This window comes from Paracoccus limosus (assembly GCF_009711185.1).
Classification (GTDB): domain Bacteria; phylum Pseudomonadota; class Alphaproteobacteria; order Rhodobacterales; family Rhodobacteraceae; genus Paracoccus; species Paracoccus limosus.
The window spans coordinates 23,183-42,086 of sequence record NZ_WMIF01000004.1 but is presented as its reverse complement, the minus strand read 5'-3'; the positions used below and the strand labels follow the sequence as shown (position 1 = coordinate 42,086).

Annotated in this window: 15 protein-coding genes; 12 read left to right on the top strand and 3 right to left on the bottom strand. The window is 65.8% G+C overall.

The genetic code is table 11. The features are described from left to right. Positions 1-2: 2 nt before the first annotated feature. From GL279_RS04190 to gltX, 3 genes are all read right to left on the bottom strand, one after another. Entirely contained in the window at positions 3-656 is a 654-nt protein-coding gene (locus GL279_RS04190) for an SDR family NAD(P)-dependent oxidoreductase (protein ID WP_155063351.1), read from the bottom strand. A 220-nt stretch (positions 657-876) separates the two neighbouring features. Continuing rightward, positions 877-2,169, bottom strand: coding sequence for a citrate synthase (gene gltA / locus GL279_RS04185; RefSeq protein ID WP_155063350.1), 1,293 nt, complete (start codon positions 2,167-2,169; stop codon positions 877-879). A 57-nt stretch (positions 2,170-2,226) separates the two neighbouring features. Next, on the bottom strand, positions 2,227-3,633 hold the full coding sequence (gene gltX, locus GL279_RS04180; protein ID WP_155063349.1) for a glutamate--tRNA ligase: 1,407 nt from the start codon (positions 3,631-3,633) through the stop codon (positions 2,227-2,229). 119 nt (positions 3,634-3,752) lie between these two features. Here gltX and GL279_RS04175 point away from each other — a divergent pair, with 119 nt between their 5' ends. The 12 genes from GL279_RS04175 (at position 3,753) to cysW (ending at position 18,894) form a co-directional block, all read left to right on the top strand. Continuing rightward, positions 3,753-5,957, top strand: a complete 2,205-nt coding sequence (locus GL279_RS04175; protein WP_343039702.1) for a ComEC/Rec2 family competence protein — start codon at positions 3,753-3,755, stop codon at positions 5,955-5,957. 3 nt (positions 5,958-5,960) lie between these two features. Continuing rightward, the gene (locus tag GL279_RS04170) at positions 5,961-6,536 is read left to right on the top strand and encodes a heme NO-binding domain-containing protein (protein ID WP_155063348.1); all 576 of its coding nucleotides are present in this window, start codon (positions 5,961-5,963) and stop codon (positions 6,534-6,536) included. After that, positions 6,533-7,519 carry a GGDEF domain-containing protein gene (locus tag GL279_RS19560; RefSeq protein WP_343039701.1) on the top strand — a complete coding sequence of 329 codons (987 nt, stop codon included), beginning with the start codon at positions 6,533-6,535 and terminating at the stop codon, positions 7,517-7,519. Before GL279_RS04170 ends, GL279_RS19560 begins: the two co-directional genes overlap by 4 nt. Positions 7,520-7,686: 167 nt before the next feature. Then, a complete protein-coding gene (locus tag GL279_RS04160; RefSeq protein WP_155063347.1) occupies positions 7,687-9,555 on the top strand; it encodes an extracellular solute-binding protein in 1,869 nt (622 codons plus the stop codon). A gap of 46 nt (positions 9,556-9,601) precedes the next feature. Then, positions 9,602-10,738, top strand: coding sequence for a microcin C ABC transporter permease YejB (locus tag GL279_RS04155; RefSeq protein WP_155063346.1), 1,137 nt, complete (start codon positions 9,602-9,604; stop codon positions 10,736-10,738). Next, the gene (locus GL279_RS04150) at positions 10,738-11,844 is read left to right on the top strand and encodes an ABC transporter permease (RefSeq protein WP_155063345.1); all 1,107 of its coding nucleotides are present in this window, start codon (positions 10,738-10,740) and stop codon (positions 11,842-11,844) included. Before GL279_RS04155 ends, GL279_RS04150 begins: the two co-directional genes overlap by 1 nt. Then, positions 11,841-13,436: an ABC transporter ATP-binding protein gene (locus GL279_RS04145; protein ID WP_155063344.1), complete on the top strand. Its 1,596-nt coding sequence runs from the start codon at positions 11,841-11,843 to the stop codon at positions 13,434-13,436. Before GL279_RS04150 ends, GL279_RS04145 begins: the two co-directional genes overlap by 4 nt. Then, positions 13,433-14,650, top strand: coding sequence for a glycosyltransferase (locus GL279_RS04140; RefSeq protein ID WP_155063343.1), 1,218 nt, complete (start codon positions 13,433-13,435; stop codon positions 14,648-14,650). The genes GL279_RS04145 and GL279_RS04140 overlap by 4 nt, the downstream gene beginning before the upstream one ends. Positions 14,651-15,114: 464 nt before the next feature. After that, positions 15,115-16,227 carry a sulfate/molybdate ABC transporter ATP-binding protein gene (locus tag GL279_RS04135; RefSeq protein WP_155063342.1) on the top strand — a complete coding sequence of 371 codons (1,113 nt, stop codon included), beginning with the start codon at positions 15,115-15,117 and terminating at the stop codon, positions 16,225-16,227. Beyond that, positions 16,224-17,219, top strand: a complete 996-nt coding sequence (locus GL279_RS04130; protein WP_155063341.1) for a sulfate ABC transporter substrate-binding protein — start codon at positions 16,224-16,226, stop codon at positions 17,217-17,219. Before GL279_RS04135 ends, GL279_RS04130 begins: the two co-directional genes overlap by 4 nt. Beyond that, entirely contained in the window at positions 17,216-18,058 is an 843-nt protein-coding gene (gene cysT, locus GL279_RS04125; RefSeq protein WP_155063340.1) for a sulfate ABC transporter permease subunit CysT, read from the top strand. Before GL279_RS04130 ends, cysT begins: the two co-directional genes overlap by 4 nt. Beyond that, entirely contained in the window at positions 18,055-18,894 is an 840-nt protein-coding gene (cysW, locus tag GL279_RS04120) for a sulfate ABC transporter permease subunit CysW (protein ID WP_211371252.1), read from the top strand. Before cysT ends, cysW begins: the two co-directional genes overlap by 4 nt. Positions 18,895-18,904: the final 10 nt, after the last annotated feature.

The window sequence follows — 18,904 nt, the reverse complement described above, 5'->3', positions numbered from 1 at the left end:
GGTCACAGGATGGCGGACAGGATCCGCTCGGCTTCCTGCTGGCAGGGGATGAGGCCGCCGCGATCCTCGCCCGGAAAGAACCGTGCCCGCGTCGCGGTCGGCATCGGCGCCGGCTGGGCGATCTGGACATGCGGATGCAGGTTCTGGTTCTCGGCCTGCCAGCTCCGGGCCAGCGCCATCTGTGCCGCCTTGGTGGCGCCATAGCTGCCAAAGAACTTCTGCCCGGCGCGCGGATCGTCAAAGAACAGCGCCTGCCCAAGGCGCGCGCGCAGCAAAGGCTCGATCAGGCAGATCAGCCCGCGCGTCGCCACCACGTTCAGATCGACCGATTTCTGGAAATCCTTGGCATCGATATGGCCGGCGGGGGACAGGGGCGCGGCATGGATCGCGGTATGGGCCCACAGGTCCAGCCCGCCCCAGCGCTCGGCGATGGCGCCGGCCAGCTTGGTCATGGCCTCGGCATTGCCGGCATCCAGCGGCGCCAGCGTGGTGCTGCCGCCAGCGGCGCGGATGCGGTCGTCCAGCGCCTCCAGCCCGCCCGAGGTGCGGGCAACCGCGATGACATGCCAGCCGCGCGTCCCCAGCGCTTCGGCCAAAGCGGCCCCAAGGCCGCGCGAGGCGCCGGTGACCAGCGCGATCTTGCTTTTCTGTTCCATGCCCGCTGATGTCGCACCCGCGCCTGCGCCACGCAAGCCCGGAAAATGCGCCGCCACGTGGGCCGGCCGCGGCATTTTCACCATTTTCCAAATACCCCGGGGGGACGCCCGGACCGGCCCGGCACGGGCTGGGCCGGACGTGGGGGCAGAGCCCCCAGCCACGCCCAAGCAAAAGGCCCCGGGGATCGCACCCCGGGGCCCTTACCTTGCGGCGAAACGCTCAGCGCTTCACGATGTCGATGTAATCGCGGCGCGGCGAGCCGATATACAGCTGGCGCGGACGGCCGATCTTGTTTTGCGGATCGGCGATCATTTCCTTCCACTGCGAGATCCAGCCGACGGTGCGCGACAGCGCAAAGATCGGCGTGAACATCGAGGTCGGGAAGCCCATCGCCTCAAGGATGATGCCCGAGTAGAAATCGACGTTCGGATACAGTTTCTTCTCGATGAAGTATTCGTCCTCAAGCGCGATCTTCTCGAGCTCCTTGGCGACCTGCAGCGTCGGGTTGTTGTGCACGCCCAGCAGGTCCAGCACCTCGTCAGCCGATTCCTTCATCACCTTGGCGCGCGGGTCGAAGTTCTTGTAGACCCGGTGGCCAAAGCCCATCAGCTTGAACGGGTCGGACTTGTCCTTGGCCTTGGCGATATATTCGGGGATGCGGTCCACGGAGCCGATCTGGCGCAGCATCTCCAGCGCGGCCTGGTTGGCGCCGCCATGCGCCGGACCCCAGAGACAGGCGATGCCCGCGGCGATACAGGCAAAGGGGTTGGCGCCCGACGAACCGGCCAGACGCACGGTCGAGGTCGAGGCGTTCTGCTCGTGATCGGCGTGCAGGGTAAAGATCCGATCCATGGCGCGGGCCAAGGCCGGGTTGACGTTATAGGTCTCTGCCGGCACCGAGAAGCACATATGCAGGAAGTTTGCCGCATAGCTCAGGTCGTTGCGCGGATAGACGAAGGGCTGGCCGATCGAATATTTATAGGCCATGGCCGCGATGGTCGGCATCTTGGCGATCAGGCGGATCGAGGCGATCTCGCGCTGCAGCGGGTCATTGATGTCGACCGAATCGTGGTAAAAGGCCGACATGGCACCGACGACGCCGACCATGGTCGCCATCGGATGCGCGTCGCGACGGAACCCGCGGAAGAAGTTGTGCATCTGTTCATGCACCATGGTGTGGCGCGTGACGCGGTTCTCGAAATCGGTCAGTTGGGTCTCGGTCGGCAGTTCCCCGTAAAGCAGCAGGTAGCAGACTTCGAGGTAATGCGACTCGGCGGCCAGTTGCTCGATCGGATAGCCGCGATACCACAGCTCACCCTTGTCGCCATCGATATAGGTGATGGTCGAATCGCAGGACGCGGTCGAGGTGAAGCCGGGATCGTAGGTAAAGACATCGCCCTGACCATAGAGCTTGCGGATGTCGATGACCTCGGGGCCGGCGGTGGGCGTAAGGATCGGAAGATCGACCTCCTTGCCCTCGACCAGCAGCTTTGCGGATTTGCTCTCAGCCATTCCCTGTCTCCTTGTGCCTATCTCCGGCACGCGGCCGGAGGGATTGGGATGCGGACGTCAGCCCGCCTGATCCTGCAGCCTTGCCAGCGTTTCTTCGCGGCCAAGCGACAGCATCATGTCAAACACGCTCGGAGTTGAACTGCGCCCTGCCAAAGCGGCCCGAAGCGGCGCCGCGATTTTGCCCAGACCCAGCCCGTGCGACTCGCCGATTGTCTTGGCGGCCGCCTCGAGGTCGTCACGCGCCCAGCTAGCATGCTGCAATGCGGCAGTCAATTCGGCCAGTATACCACGGGATACCGGATCAAGCGCCGCAGCCGCCTTCTCCTCGACCGTAACCGGGCGGGTGATCAGCGCGAAATGGCCCTGTTCCAGCAGCGCCGGCAGCGTCTTGGCCTTGGCCTGCAACACCGGCAGGATCGGCTCCATCCAGTGCTTTTGCTGGTCGTTCAGCGCCGGCGCGCCGGTTTCGGCCAGATAGGCGTCAAGCTCGTGCATCAGTTCGGCGGGCGGCATCCGGGCGATATGCCAGCCGCTGACATGTTCCAGCTTCTTGAAGTCCAGCCGGGCCGGCGCCTTGCCGATTCCCGCCAGATCGAACCACGCCCGCGCCTGCGCGTCGTCGAAAAGCTCGTCATCGCCATGGCTCCAGCCCAGACGTGCCAGATAATTGCGCATCGCTGCCGCCGGATAGCCCATTGCCGCATATTCATGCAGGCCGACCGCGCCGTGACGCTTGGACAGTTTCTTGCCATCGGTCCCGTGAATCAGCGGGATATGGCCAAAGACCGGCACCTCCCAACCCATGGCCTGATAGATCTGGATCTGACGCGCGGCATTGGTCAGGTGATCGTCGCCCCGGATGATATGCGTCACCCCCATGTCGTGATCATCGACCACGACCGCATGCATATAGGTCGGCGTCCCGTCCGAGCGCAGCAGCACCATATCGTCCAGCTGGTCATTGCCAAAGGTCACGTCGCCCTGCACCGCGTCATGCACTACGGTCTGACCCTCGCGCGGGGCGCGCAGGCGGATGACATGGGGCGCGTCGGGATAGGTCGCGGGATCGGCGTCGCGCCAGGGCGACAGGAACAGGGTCGAGCGGCCCTCGGCGCGGGCGGCCTCGCGGAAGGCCTCGATTTCTTCCTGCGTCGAGAAGCACTTATAGGCGCTGCCCTTTTCCAGCATCTCGCGGGCGACCTCGGCATGACGTTCGCGGCCTTCGAACTGGCTGACCGGCGCGCCGTCCCAGTCCAGCCCCAGCCATTGCAGGCCCTTCAGGATCGCCTCGGTCGCCTCGGGGGTCGAGCGGGCGCGGTCGGTATCCTCGATGCGCAGCAGGAACTTGCCGCCCCGACCCCGGGCGTAAAGCCAGTTGAACAGCGCCGTCCGCGCCCCGCCGATATGCAGATAGCCGGTGGGTGAGGGGGCAAAGCGGGTCACGACGGGGCGGGAATCGGTCATTGGGTGCCAGGTCCATCCAGAAAGCAGGTTATGGCTTGGGCCGTTAATCCTTTTGAAAGGGTCGGCGTGCCAATCTCGGGCACAGAGATACGCAAGGCGTCGGGCAAGGACAAGTTTCGGTGACGCAAGGGATGGGCAGGGCGGAACGGCTGCCGGCTATGGGCACGGCGGCCGGATGGCGGCGGCCGGCGCAGGCCCGCTCGCCGGTGACGGTGCGCGCGGGGCTTTTGCCCTGGGTGCCGCTCTGGATGGCGCTGGGGGTCGGGGGCTGGTTCGCGCTGCCCTTCGAGCCGGGGCAGATCGCCTATGTGCTGGCTGCGGGCGTGGTTGCGGCGGGGCTGGCGTTTTGGTTTGCGCTGCCGTGGCTGGTCGCCTCGGGGCGCATCGGCTGGGCCTGGGGCGATCAGCTGCGGTTGCTGGCGCTGGCGCTGCTGCTGGCGGCGCTGGGTTTCGGTTTTTGCGGCCTGCGGTCGTGGATGGTGGCGGCGCCGGTGCTGGATTTTCGCTATTACGGCCCGGTCGAGGGGCGGGTGGTCGAAATCGACCGTTCCGCCCGCGACCGCTTTCGGCTGACGCTGGATCAGGTGGTGCTGGATGACGTTACGTCCGACCGCGTGCCGCAGCGGGTGCGGATCTCGCTTTTCGATGACGGGCCGCTGCCGGTGCCCGGCCAGCGGGTGATGCTGTCGGCGCATCTGGGGCCGCCGAACGGGCCGGCCGAGCCGGGGGGATTCGATTTCCGCCGCATGGCATGGTTCGAGAGTTTGGGCGCCATCGGCTATGCCCGCACCCCGGTCCTGACGGTCGAGCCGCCCCGGCCCGGCGGTGCGCTGGCGCTGCATCGGCTGCGGATGCGGCTGGCGCAGGGGATGCGCGATTCAATCGGCGGGCAGGCCGGTGCGGTTGCAGCGGCGCTGATGACCGGCGACCGCTCGGGCATTGACGAGCGCACGAATGACATCATGCGCGCCTCGAACCTATATCACATCGTTTCGATCTCGGGCCTGCACATGAGCATGCTGGCCGGATTCGTCTATGCCGGGCTGCGGCTTCTTGGGGTCGGATTGCAGGCCATGGGCGTCTGGCTGGGTGGCGGGCTGCACAAATGGGCAGCGGCGGGCGCGTTGCTGGCGGCGGCGGTCTATCTGTGGCTGTCGGGCGGCGGCGTCGCGACCGAGCGCTCCTTCGTCATGGTGGCGGTGATGCTGCTGGCGATTCTGGCCGATCGGCGGGCGGTGTCGCTGCGCACCGTGGCCGTGGCTGCCGTGGTCATTTTGGCCCGCACGCCAGAAGGGCTGACCACGCCCGGTTTCCAGATGAGCTTTGCCGCCACCGTTGCCCTGATCCTGTCGCAGGGGCCATGGTCCTCGGTCGCGCCGCGGTTGCCGGTCTGGCTGCGGCCGGTGGCCATGCTGCTGTTGTCGTCGCTGGTCGCCAGCCTTGCCACCTCGCCGCTGGCGGCGGCACATTTCGGGCGGATGACGCAATATGGCCTGCTGGCCAACCTGCTGGTGGTGCCGGTGGTGGGTATTCTGGTCATGCCCGGCGGGGTGATCGCGGCGCTGCTGGCGCCGCTTGGCCTTGCGCAGCCGGCGCTGTGGTGCATGGGGCTGGGCGTCAAATGGATGCTGCTTGTTGCCGGCTGGATCGCGAGCCTCGGCGGTGCGGTGACGCTGGTGCGCCTGCCGCCGCCGGCGGTGGTGCCGCTGCTGGGGCTTGGCGCCTGCCTGCTGTTGCTGGCGCCGGCGCTGGCGGCGCAGGGGCTGGCGCCGCGCCGGCCATGGCGGCGGCTTTCCGGCGCCGCGCTGCTGCTGGTGGCGTTACTACTGTGGAGCACCAACCACCGTCCGCTGTTGCTGATCTCGGCCGAGGGCGATGCGATCGCGATGATGACCGCTGCCGGTCGGGTGCCCTCCAAGCCCAAGGGCGGCGCCTTTGCTGTCGCCGAATGGCTGGAAGGTGACGCCGACGCTGCCGATCAGCAGGCCGCTGCCGCCCGTCCGCTGTGGCAGGGTGCGGCGGGCGCGCGCTCTGCCTATCTGGCGCTGCCGGGGGGCGATCTGGCGGTGCATCACCTGACCGGCAAACGCGCGGCGGCGCTGGCGCCACCCCTGTGCCGGGGCGGTGCGCTGCTGATTTCGGACGCGGATCTTGGCGCGGTGCTGGGGCGCCGGCCCGATTGCACTTTGCTGGATATGCGCCGGCTGCGCGCCAGCGGCGCGGTCGCGGTGCGGGCGTCGGGCAGCGGCTATGTCTTGATCACTACCCGCGCGCAGGCTGGGGCGCGCGCCTGGACTGCGCCGCCGCGGCGCAAGGGGGACTAAGCCATGCAGGGCATGATCAACCGCTCGCTCGAAAGCTTTCTGCGCACGACCTATGGCGATGCCATCTGGCAAGAGATCCTGCATGCGGCGCGAATTGATCAGGGCGGTTTTCTGGCCATGATGTCGGCCGATCCCCGCGACACGCGCAAGGTGGTGCGCGCCGCCGCCCGCCTCCTCGGCAAGCCGCTGGACGAGCTGCTTGAAGATTTGGGCGGCTGGCTGGTCCGGCTTGAACCCGTCCGGCGCCTGCTGCGCTTCAGCGGCGCCGATTACATCGAATTCGTGCATTCTCTGGACGAATTGCCCGGCCGGGCGCGGATGATCCTGCCGGACCTGCCCGCGCATGGCCTGGTGGTCGAACGCACCGGCGCGCAGACCTATTCGATCCGGCTCGAAGGGGCGCCGCCGGGCTGGATCTGGGCGCTGGCCGGGGCGCTGCGTGGCATGGCCGACGATTACGGCACGCTGGCGGTGATCGTCGTCTCGGGCCAGTCGATCAGCCTCAGCATCGCGCTTGAAGATCATGCCATGAGCCGCCCCTTCGACCTCTGCCAACAGCCCGAGAAAGCCGCCCCGTGACCAAGGACCAGATCACCCTCGCGCTGGACGCGCTATTGCCGATGCATCTGCAGCTGTGCCCCGGCGGCCAGATCCGCTCGGTCGGTCCGACGCTGGCGCGGATGCTGGGCGGCGCGCGCGACTTCGACCGCTGTTTCATCGTGGACCGCCCGACGGGCGAGGGGCGGGCCGGGGTGGTGGCGCGCGTGCTGCAGGGCGGGCGCGTCTTTCTGCGGCTGCGCGACGCGCCGGCGATCACGCTGCGCGGCCATGGGGTGGCGCTAGGCGACGGGCTGCTGATGAACCTTGGCTTTGGCATCGCCCTGGTCGAGGCGGTGCGGCATTTTTCGTTGACCGACGCCGACTTCGCCCCTGCAGATCTGGCCATGGAGTTCCTGTTCATCTATGAGGCGAACCGCGCCGTCATGGGGGAGCTGGCCCGCGCCAACCGCCGTCTGGAAGAGGCGCGCGAGGCCGCCGAGGCTTTGGCGCTGACCGATCCGCTGACCGGGCTCCTGAACCGGCGCGGCTTCGAGGCGGCGCTGGAGGTCGCTGCCCGCAACGCCGCCGCCGTGCCCTTTGCCCTGGGCCAGATCGATCTCGACCGCTTCAAGGATGTGAATGATCAGCACGGACACGCCGCCGGCGACGAGGTCTTGCAACATGTCGCCCAGATCCTGCGCGGTGCGACACGTGCGACCGATCGCGTCGCCCGCACCGGAGGCGATGAATTCCTGTTGCTGCTGACCGGATCGACCCGGGCCGGTGATCTTGAAAACCTTGGACGCCGCATCATCCACCGCATCGAATCCCCGATCGAGACCGCCGACGCGCTGTGCCAGATTTCCGCCAGCATCGGTTTCAGCCAGTCGCGCGACTATCCTACGCTCGATACCGCCCGCATGTTGGCCGACGCCGATGCCGCGCTTTACGCAGTCAAGGAAAGCGGTCGCGGCGCGGTCCGGCTGGCCTCGCAGCTGCGCGGCGGCGGGGTCGGGCAATGAAGGTGCGGCATTTCGCCTTGGCCGGGGTATCGCCTGAACCTCGCGTCCCGCCCGCCCGGCGGATCACGCATTTGCATGTTGATCGTCCCTGCGGCGCTGCCTAGCGTGGCGGGCAGGTCGCGCCCCTCGGGCGCCCCCGGACAAGCCACAAGGACCAGCCAGAGCCCATGAGCATTCTTTCCCTGCGCCCGCTTCCCGTCATGGCCCTGCTGGCCGTTCTGCCCGGGCTGGCGCAGGCCCAGACCGCCGCCGGATCGGAGCCCGGGAACATCACCGCAACCGGGATCTCGACCTTTGGTGAGCCGCAACTGCCGGCGGATTTCAAGCATCTGCCCTATGTGAACCCCGATGCCCCCAAGGGCGGCGAAATTTCGGAATGGGCGGCGGGCGGCTTTGACAGCTACAACCCCTATACCCATCGCGGCCGGGCGGCGGGGCTGGCCAATATCATGCTGGAACCGCTGATGGAGGGCACCGCCGACGAACAGGGCGCCAGCTATTGCCTGCTGTGCGAAACGATCGAATATCCCGAAAGCCGCGACTGGGTGATCTTTCACCTGCGCCTCGAGGCGAAATTTTCGGACGGCACGCCGTTGACCGCGCATGACGTGCTGTTTTCATTCGAGCTTTTGCGCGACAAGGGCCTGTCGTCATATCGCACGGTCATCGCCAAGATGGTCGCCAAGGCCGAGGTTCTGGACGATCACGCCATCAAGTTCTACTTCCAGCCCGGCTATCCGCGCCGCGACCTGATCCAGTCGGTCGGCAGCCAGATCGTCTTTTCGCGCGAGGATTTTCGCAAGAACGACCGCGATATCGAACAGTCCAGCATCAAGCCGTTTCTGGGATCTGGGCCTTATGTCTTTGATAATGCCGACATGGGGCGCTCGGTCAGCTATCGGCGCAATCCGGATTACTGGGGCAAGGATCTGCCGATCAATATCGGCCGGCACAATTTCGACAAGATCCGCATCGAGTATTTCGGCGACTATGACAGTGCCTTCGAGGCATTCAAGGCCGGGGTCTATACCTTCCGCAACGAGGCCAGCTCGATCCATTGGGCGACGCGCTATGATTTCCCGGCCTTCAAATCCGGCGCTGTCCGCAAGGAGGCGCTGCCCGACGGCAGCATCGCCAGCGGGCAGGGCTGGGCGATCAACCTGCGCCGGCCCAAGTTTCAGGACATCCGCGTGCGCGAGGCGCTGGGGCTGATGTTCAACTTTGAATGGTCGAACGACACGCTGTTCTACGGGCTTTACGCGCGGGTGAACTCGCCCTGGCAGAACAGCGAGCTGATGGCCGAGGGCAAGCCGACCGAGGCCGAGCTTGCGCTGTTGCAGCCGCTGGCCAAGAATCTGCCGCCGAGCGTGCTGACCGATGACGCGGTGCTGCAACCCGAGGGCGGCAAGACCCAGCTGGATCGCGGCAATATGCGCAAGGCCGCCAAGCTTTTGGACGAGGCCGGCTGGAAACCGGGCGCCGACGGCATGCGCCGCAATTCGAAGGGCGAGGTGCTGCGCGTTGAATTTCTGAACGATTCTGCGACCTTCGACCGCGTTATAAATCCATTTGTTCAAAACCTGCGCGCCGTCGGCATCGATGCCGTCAATACCCGCGTCGATGATGCCGAGATCACCAACCGCACCCGTAGCCATGATTTCGACCTCGTGACCACGCAGCTGGCACAGGGCTATTTTCTGACCAGCGACACCGAGCAGACCTTCGGCTCGGAAAATGTCGGCGATGTGTTCAATGCGATGGGGCTGGCCAACCCTGCCATCGACCGGCTGATCCAGGACGGGATCGCGGCCAAGACCCGCGACGAGATGCTGACCGCTGCCCACGCGCTGGACCGCAGCCTGCGGGCGCTGCGCTTCTGGGTGCCGCAATGGTTCAAGGCCGAGCATACCGTCGCCTATTACGATGTCTTTGCGCATCCCGAAACTCTGCCCCCCTATGCGCTGGGTGAGCTTGATTTCTGGTGGTATGACGCCGATAAGGCGGAAAAACTGAAACAATCCGGCGCGCTGCGCTAAGCCCCTTCGCGGGGACCGGCGCAGAGAAAGCGGAGCAAAGGGGCGGATGGCAGCCTATATCCTGCGGCGTTTGCTGCTGATCATACCCACCTTGATCGGCATCATGCTGGTCAATTTCACGCTGACCCAATTCGTCCCCGGTGGCCCGATCGAACAGGTCATCGCCAAGGTTCAGGGCGAGGGCGATGCGCTGCGCAATATCTCGGGCGGCGGCGACGCGCCGCAGAATACCGAATATGCCGGCGCCCGCGGCATCCCGCCCGAGCTTCTGGACCAGCTTGAGGTGCAGATGGGCTTTGCCCGCACCATCTGCGATGCCAACCATCAGGGCGAGCCCAGCCTGAAATCGCCCGATTGCCACAAGGAAAAGATCGGCGCGGCGCGGCGCTTTCTGATCATGCTGGGCAATTACGTCCGCTTTGATTTCGGCACCAGCTTCTTCCGCTCGATCTCGGTCATCGATCTGGTGGTCGAGAAGATGCCGGTCTCGATCACGCTGGGCCTGTGGTCGACGCTGATCGCCTATGTGATCTCGATCCCCTTGGGTATCCGCAAGGCGGTGCGCGCCGGCAGTGCCTTTGATACCTGGACCAGCGGCGTCATCATCATCGGCTATGCCATCCCGGCCTTCCTGTTCGCGGTGCTGTTGATGGTGCTGTTCGCGGGCGGAAGTTACTGGCAGATCTTTCCGCTGCGCGGATTGACCTCGGACAATTTCGCCAACCTCAGCCTGTGGGGCAAAGCGACGGATTATCTGTGGCACATCACGCTGCCGGTGATCGCGACCTCGATCTCCAGCTTTGCGACGCTGACGCTTTTGACCAAGAACAGCTTTCTGGACGAGATCAACAAGCAATATGTGATGACCGCCCGCGCCAAGGGTCTGGCCGAGCGCAAGGTGCTTTACGGTCATGTCTTTCGCAACGCCATGCTGATCGTGATCGCGGGCTTTCCGGCGATGTTTCTGGGCGTGTTCTTTGGCTCGTCTATCCTGATCGAGACGATCTTTTCGCTGGACGGTCTCGGCCGGCTGGGTTTCGAGGCGGCGGTGCAGCGCGATTATCCGGTGATCTTTGGCACGCTTTACGTCTTTGGCATGTTGGGCCTGATCGTCGGGATCCTGTCGGATCTGATGTATGTGCTGGTCGATCCGCGCATCGACTTCGAGCGGAGGGCCGGCTGATGGCATTGTCCGAGCTGAACCGGCGCCGGCTGCGGAACTTCCGCCGCAACAGCCGTGCCTTCTGGTCGCTGATGATCTTTTCGTTGCTTTTCGTGCTGTCGCTCTTTGCCGAGCTGATCGCCAATGACAAGCCGATCGTGGTCAGCTACCGCGGCGGGCTGTATTTCCCGGTCTATAAATTCTACCCCGAGACGGCCTTTGGCGGCGATTTCGGCACCGAGGCGATCTATACCGACCCCGGTGTGCAATGCCTGATCGTGACCGGCGGTCGCCCGGAATGTTGGGACGACCCCGAGGTGACCGAGCGCGAGGCGCGCGAGACCGGCAAGGTCGGTGGTCAGGATGTCGCCAAAGGCTGGATGATCTGGCCGCCGATCCCCTATCATTACCGCACCATCAACAATGTCGGCACCGCGCCCAGCGCGCCCGATGCCGCGCATTGGCTGGGCACGGACGACACCTCGCGCGACGTGCTGGCGCGGGTGATCTATGGGTTCCGGCTGTCGATCCTGTTCACGCTGATCGTAACGATAGTGTCCTCGGTCATCGGTATCGCCGCCGGCGCGGTGCAGGGCTATTTCGGCGGCCGCACCGATCTGATCTTTCAGAGATTGCTTGAGATATGGGGCTCAACCCCCTCTCTTTACGTGATTATCATCCTGTTCGCGATCTTGGGGCGCAGCTTCTGGCTGCTGGTCTTTGTCTCGATCCTGTTCGGCTGGCCGGCGCTGGTCGGCGTGGTCCGGGCCGAGTTTCTGCGCGCGCGCAACTTTGAATATGTCCGCGCGGCGCGTGCGCTGGGGGTCAGCGACCGGGTCATCATGTTCCGCCATATCCTGCCCAATGCCATGGTCGCGACGCTGACCATGCTGCCCTTTGTCGTGACCGGGGTGATCTCGTCGCTGGCGGCGCTGGATTATCTGGGCTACGGGCTGCCGACCTCGGCGCCGTCGCTGGGCGAATTGGCCTTGCAGGCCAAGCAGAACCTGCAGGCGCCATGGCTGGGCTTCACCGCGTTTTTCACTTTTGCCATCATGCTGTCGCTTCTGGTCTTCGTCTTTGAAGGCATCCGCGACGCCTTCGACCCCAGAAAGACCTTCCGATGACGCCGGTTCTGCAAGTCGAAAACCTGCGCATCGGCTTTCGTCAGGACGGGCAGGTGGTGCCTGCGGTCAAGGGCGTCAGCTTTGCCATCGGCAAGGGCGAAACCGTGGCGCTGGTGGGCGAATCCGGCTCGGGCAAATCGGTCACGGCGCTGTCGACGGTCGGCCTGCTTGGCGACAGCGCGCAGCTGGAAGGTTCGGTGAAATACGCCGGGCGCGAGCTGGTCGGCGCCTCGGAAGCGGCGCTGCGTGCCGTGCGCGGCAATGACATCAGCTTCATTTTCCAAGAGCCGATGACCTCGCTGAACCCGCTGCACACGCTGGAACGGCAGCTGGGCGAAAGTCTTGCGCTGCATCAGCGCCTGCATGGCGCGCAAGCGCGGGCGCGGATCGTCGATCTGCTGACCCGCGTCGGCATCCGCGAACCGGAAAGCCGGCTCGCCGATTACCCGCATCAGTTTTCCGGCGGGCAGCGTCAGCGCATCATGATCGCCATGGCGCTGGCCAACGACCCCGAACTGTTGATCGCCGACGAGCCGACGACGGCGCTGGACGTGACCATTCAGGCCCAGATCATGGAGTTGCTGGCCGAGCTGAAGGCCTCGGAGCGTCTGTCGATGCTGTTCATCAGCCATGATCTGGGGCTGGTGCGGCGCATCGCCGACCGGGTCTGCGTGATGAAGGGCGGCGAGATCGTCGAACAGGGCCCGACCGCGCAGATCTTTGCCGATCCGCAGCATGAATATACCCGGATGCTGCTTGCCGCCGAACCCAAGGGCCGGGCCGAGCCGCTGGCGGGCGATCCGCCCGAGGTGGTGGCGACGCGCGACCTGAAGGTCTGGTTCCCGATCCAGCGCGGTTTCCTGCGCCGCACCGTCGGCCATGTGAAGGCGGTGAACGGCGCCACACTGTCGGTTCGCGCGGGCGAGACGCTGGGCATCGTCGGCGAGTCGGGCAGCGGCAAGACCACGCTGGCGCTGGCCGTGATGCGGCTGATCGCAAGCGAAGGACCGATCCTTTACATGGGCCGCGACATCGCGCAATTGCAGGGCCGCGCCATGCGGGGCCTGCGCCGCGACATGCAGATCGTGTTTCAGGATCCCTATGGCAGCCTGTCGCCGCGCATGACGGTCGAACAGATCATCGCCGAGGGGCTGGGCGTGCATGGGGTCGAGCCCGGCCGCAACCGCCGCGAGATGGTCGATGAGATCATGCGCGAGGTCGGGCTGGATCCGGCCAGCATGCACCGCTATCCGCACGAATTCAGCGGCGGCCAGCGCCAGCGCATCGCCATTGCGCGGGCGATGATCCTGCGACCCCGGCTGGTGGTGCTGGACGAGCCGACCAGCGCCTTGGACATGACGGTGCAGGTCCAGATCGTCGAGCTGTTGCGGCGTTTGCAGCGCAAGCATGGGCTGGCCTTCCTGTTCATCAGCCACGACCTGCGCGTGGTGCGCGCCATGTCGCATCAGATCATGGTCATGCGCGCGGGCGAGGTGGTCGAACAGGGCAGCACGGATGCGGTTTTCGATCACCCGCAAAACGATTATACTCAACGCCTGATCGAGGCGGCCTTCCTGACCAAGCTCGCATGAAAATCCTGCTCGTCCATCAGAACTTTCCCGGCCAGTTTCTGCATCTGGCGCCCGCGCTGGTCCGGCGCGGCCATGAGGTCATGGCGCTGACCGACGAACGCAACAACCGGCCCGCGCCGGTGCAGGTGGTGCGCTACAAGACGCCTGACGCCAATCCGGTGCGCGGCCTTGCGCGCAGCTATGCCGAACATGCCGAACGCGGCTGGCTGGCGGCGCGCGGCTGCCGGGCCCTGCGCGACCGGCACGGCTATACGCCCGACCTGATCCTTGGCCATTCCGGCTGGGGCGAGACGCTGTTTCTGCGCGAGATCTGGCCCGAGGTGCGGCTGCTGGTCTATGCCGAGCTGCTTTATCGCACGCGGGGGCAGGACGTGGGCTTTGATCCCGAAATCTCGCCCGACTCGGATGAGGGGCGGATCACCGCGCTGGCGCGTTCGGCGCATCTGATTCAGGGGCTGGTGCAGGCCGATGCGGGGCTGACGCCGACGCAATATCAGGCCGCCAGCTTTCCGCCCGAGCTGCGCCAGAAGCTGACCGTGATCCATGACGGCATCGACACCGACATCGTGTGCCCCAACCCCGAGGCCAGCCTGACCCTGCCCAATGGTCAGCTGCTGCGGGCGGGCGATGAGGTGCTGAGCTATGTCTCGCGCTCGCTTGAACCCTATCGCGGCTTTCACCGCTTCATGCGCGCGCTGCCGGCGGTGATGCGGGCGCGGCCGCAGGCGCAGGTGGTGCTGATCGGCGGCGATGGCGTCAGCTATGGCGGCAAGCCGCCGCATGCCGAGACATGGACGGCGGCGATGCTGGCCGAGCTTGACGGCCAGCTGGACCTGTCGCGCATCCATTTCCTGGGCCGGGTGCCCTATGCGCAATATCTATCGCTGCTGCAGGTGGCGCGGGTGCATTGCTACCTGACCTATCCCTTTGTCCTCAGCTGGTCGCTGACCGAGGCGCTGGCGGCGGGCTGTCATGTCGTCGCCTCGGACACCGATCCGGTGCGCGAACTGGTCCGCGACGGTCAGAACGGCCGGCTGGTGCCGTTCTTTGACGCTCCGGCGCTGGAAAAGGCGCTGATTCAGGGCCTTGCCGGTGACCCCGAGGCGCCGCGCCTGCGCGCCGCCGCCCGCCAGACCATCCTTGATGGCTATGACCTGAAACGCCAGAGCCTGCCCAGACTGGTGGAATGGGTCGAAAGCTTTGGCCCGCGCTAGGCGCCCGGGCCAAGGGTCGTGAACACGCTGATCGGGTCCGGCCCGTCGCCGGCAAAGGGCGGGCCGTCGCGAAAGCCCGCCTGTTCGTAAGGTCGCTGCGCCGGCAGGACCATCGCCTGACCGCATGTGGTTCGATTCGGGCTGTGTGTCGGCCTGCAACTCACCGACGTGGCTCTGAAACAGCGGCTCTAAATCCGCGACCATCGGATTTTCCTGCCTCAGCATCCTTTCCGCGATCCAGCCCCCCGCAGACTGCGAAGCCCCGGAGAAATAAGGACAAGCCTGCTTCCCAGCCTGCGCTCGGCGGAAATTTGCCGCCAAATGCCGGGGCAGGGTGGAACGCTGGTCCTGACCGGCGGGCAGGGCGGAACATCCTTCGTGGCGGGCGGGTTGGCCGGGCGCCGCCGCGGCTTGCCCAGAGCGCGGGGCAGGGTTACCTCATCACGCAATCCGGAGGGACGCGCATGTCTATCGTGATCGACAATATGACCAAAAGCTTTGGCGGCACCTCGGTGCTGCGCGGCATCGATCTGACCGTCGAGACCGGCGAGCTGGTCGCATTGCTGGGTCCGTCGGGTTCGGGCAAGACCACGCTGCTGAAGATCATCGCCGGGCTGGAATGGCCCGATGCCGGCAGCCTGACCGTGCATGGCGCCGACTGGCTGCGGCTGGCGGCGCAGGACCGCCGCATCGGCTTTGTGTTCCAGCATTACGCGCTGTTTCCGCATATGAGCGTGCGCGACAATATCGCCTTTGGCCTGACGGTGCGGCCGCGCGCCGAGCGGCCGGGCCGGGCGGTGATCGCCGCCAAGGTCGATGAGCTTTTGCATTTCCTGCAGATCGCGCATCTGGGCGATCGCTATCCGGCGCAATTGTCGGGCGGGCAGCGCCAGCGCGTGGCCCTTGGCCGGGCCTTGGCGATCCAGCCCACGGTGCTGCTGCTGGACGAACCCTTTGGCGCGCTGGATGCCGCCGTGCGCCGCGACCTGCGCGCATGGCTGCGCAATGTGCATGAGGAAACCGGCTCGACCACGATCTTTGTCACCCATGATCAGGAAGAGGCCTTTGAACTGGCCGACCGCGTGGTGGTGATGGGCGATGGCCGCATCGAGCAGATCGGCAATGCCGACCAGATCCACGACCACCCGGCCAGCCGTTTCGTCGCCGGCTTCATGGGCGCCACCATCGAGCTGCCGGTGCAGATGCATGCCGGCCGGGCTGAGGCACCGGGGCTGGACGCCAGCCGCCTGCCGCGCCGCGCCCTGGCCGATGGTCCAGCCACGCTGTTCCTGCGCCCCGATGACGTGGTGCCGGTGGCCGATCCCGCCGGGCGCTGGCAGGTCACGCGATGTACCTCGAACGGGGCGCTGCTGCGCATCGACCTCAGCGATGGCGCGGTGCAGATCCCGGTCGATCTGCCGCGCCGCGCCCCCGAGGCGCGCGGCCTGAGCAAGGGCAGCCGCGTCATCCTGCGCGCCGAGGCCGGCGCGATCTTTCCCGCCATGACCACCGTCCCCGGCCGCGAAGCCACGCCGGGCGCGGTCACCGCATTCCCCCGCAAGGAGAAATCCCTATGATCCCGAAATTCCGCATTGCCGCGCTGGCCCTGCTTCTGGGCGCGACCCCGGCCATGGCGCAGGACAAGATCCTGAACGTCAGCTATGACATCGCGCGCGAGCTGTTCGAGGCGCTGAACCCCGAATTCCAGACCTATTGGAAGGACAAGACCGGGCGCGACGTGACCATCGACCAAAGCCACGGCGGCTCGTCGAAACAGGCGCGCGCCATCCTCGAAGGGCTGCCGGCCGATGTGGTGACCTTCAATCAGGAAACCGACGTGGACGTGCTGGCCAAGAACGGCCTTGTCGAGGAAAACTGGCGCGAGGCGCTGCCGAACGCGGCCTCGCCCTATTATTCGCTGCCGGCGTTTCTGGTGCGCAAGGGCAACCCCAAGGGCATCAAGGACTGGTCGGATCTGGCGCGCGACGACGTCAAGGCGGTGTTCCCGAACCCGAAAACCTCGGGCAATGGCCGCTATACCTATCTTGCCGCCTTTGCCTATGGGCTGGCCAACAATGGCAATGACGTTGAAAAGGCCAAGGAATTCGTCGGCAAGATCTTTGCCAATGTCCCGGTCTTTGACACCGGCGGGCGCGCCGCGACCCAGACCTTTGCCGAGCGCAATATCGGCGACGTGCTGATCACCTTCGAGGCCGAGACCAAGGGCATCGCCAAGCAATATGCCGATCAGGGCTTTGAGGCGGTGACGCCGGCGACCAGCCTGTTTGCCGCCTTCCCGGTCGCCGTGGTGACCGAGAACGCGAAAAAGGACGGCGCGCTGGAGGTTTCGACCGAATACCTGAAATGGCTCTATACCCCCGAGGCGCAAGAGACGCTGGCCGAGAACCATTACCGCGTCACCGACAAGGATGTGGCCGCCAAACATGCTACCGAATTCCCCGAGGTGAAGCTCTTGACCGTGGATGAGGTCTTTGGCGGCTGGGGCAAGGTGCAATCCGAGCATCTGGCCGAAGGCGGCATTCTGGATCAGGTGTTTGTCAACCAATGACGGCGACGGCGATCAGGCCGAAACGCGTGCTGCCGGGGTTCTCGCTCAGCCTCGGCACGACGCTGTTGTTCGTGGCGCTGGTCATCCTGATCCCGGTGATCGCGCTGGTGCTGAAAGGGGCCGAGATCGGCCCGGCCCGGTTCTGGGCCATCATCACCGCGCCGCGCACACTGTCGGCGCTGCGGGTGACGGTGACGGCGGCCTTCGTCGCTACCGTCTTCAACGCGCTTTACAGGCTGCTGATGGCATGGGTGCTGACGCGCTATGAGTTTCCGGGCCGGCGCATTCTGGATGCGCTGATGGATGTGCCCTTTGCGCTGCCGACCGCCGTTGCGGGCATTTCGCTGACCGCGCTTTATTCGGCCAACGGCTGGTTCGGCGGGCCACTGGCGGGGCTGGGGATCGAGCTGGTCTATACGCTGGGCGGCGTGATCCTGGCGATGACCTTTACCTCGGTGCCCTTCGTCGTGCGCGCGGTCCAGCCGGTGCTCGAAGATCTGGACCCGGCGCTGGAGCAGGCGGCGATGACGCTGGGGGCGCGGCCTTGGGTGATCTTTCGCCGCGTGGTGCTGCCGGCGATCCTGCCGGCATGGCTGTCAGGCTCGACCATCGCCTTCGCCCGCAGTCTGGGCGAGTTCGGCGCCGTGGTGTTCATCGCCGGCAACCTGCCGTTCAAGACCGAGATCGCCGCGCTTCTGGCCTTTATCCGGCTTGAGGAATACGACTATCAGGGCGCGGCCGCCATCGCGCTGGTGCTGCTGGTGCTGGCGCTGGTGCTGCTGGCCTTTTCCAACTGGCTGCAATTCCGCGCCGCCCGCCATCTGGAGGCCCGGCGATGAGCCTTGCTGCCCCGCAAGCCCGCGCCGGCGCCCATGCCCCCGGCCAAAGCCGCGCCATGCCACGCCTGCTGATCGGTCTTGCCGTGGTGCTGACCGCGATCATCGTCGTGGTGCCGCTGGTCTTTATCTTTTGGCGGGCCTTTGCGCAGGGCTGGGCCAGCTATCTGGGCAATATCACCGATGCGCAGACGCTGCATGCGATCTGGCTGACGGCGCTGGTGGCGGTGATCGTGGTGCCGGTCAACATCGCCTTTGGCATCGCCGCCGCATGGGCCATCACCCGCTTTCGCTTTCCCGGCCGCAAGCTGCTGGTGACGCTGATCGAGATCCCGTTCTCGATCTCGCCGATCATCGCCGGCATCTGCTACTTGCTGCTTTACGGGCGGCAGGGGCTGTGGGGGCCGTGGCTGGCCGCGCATGATCTGAAGATCATGTTCGCCCTGCCGGGGATCGTGCTGGTCACCATGTTCGTCACCGCGCCCTTTGTCGCGCGCGAGCTCTTGCCCCTGATGCAGGCGCAGGGCTCAGAGCAGGAAGAGGCGGCGGTGACGCTGGGCGCGCGCGGCTGGCAGGTGTTTTCGCGCGTGACGCTGCCCAATATCCGCTGGGCGCTGCTTTACGGCGCGGTGCTGTGCACGGCGCGCGCGGTGGGGGAATTCGGCGGCGTCTCGGTGGTTTCGGGAAGCATCCGGGGTCAGACCAACACGCTGCCGTTACAGATCGAGCTGATGTTCAATGACCTGAACACCACCGGCGCCTTTGCCGCCGCCTCGACCCTGACGGTGATCGCGCTGATCGTGCTGATCATCAAGGCTGCGCTGGAAAGTCGCAGATAGGCAAGAGCGG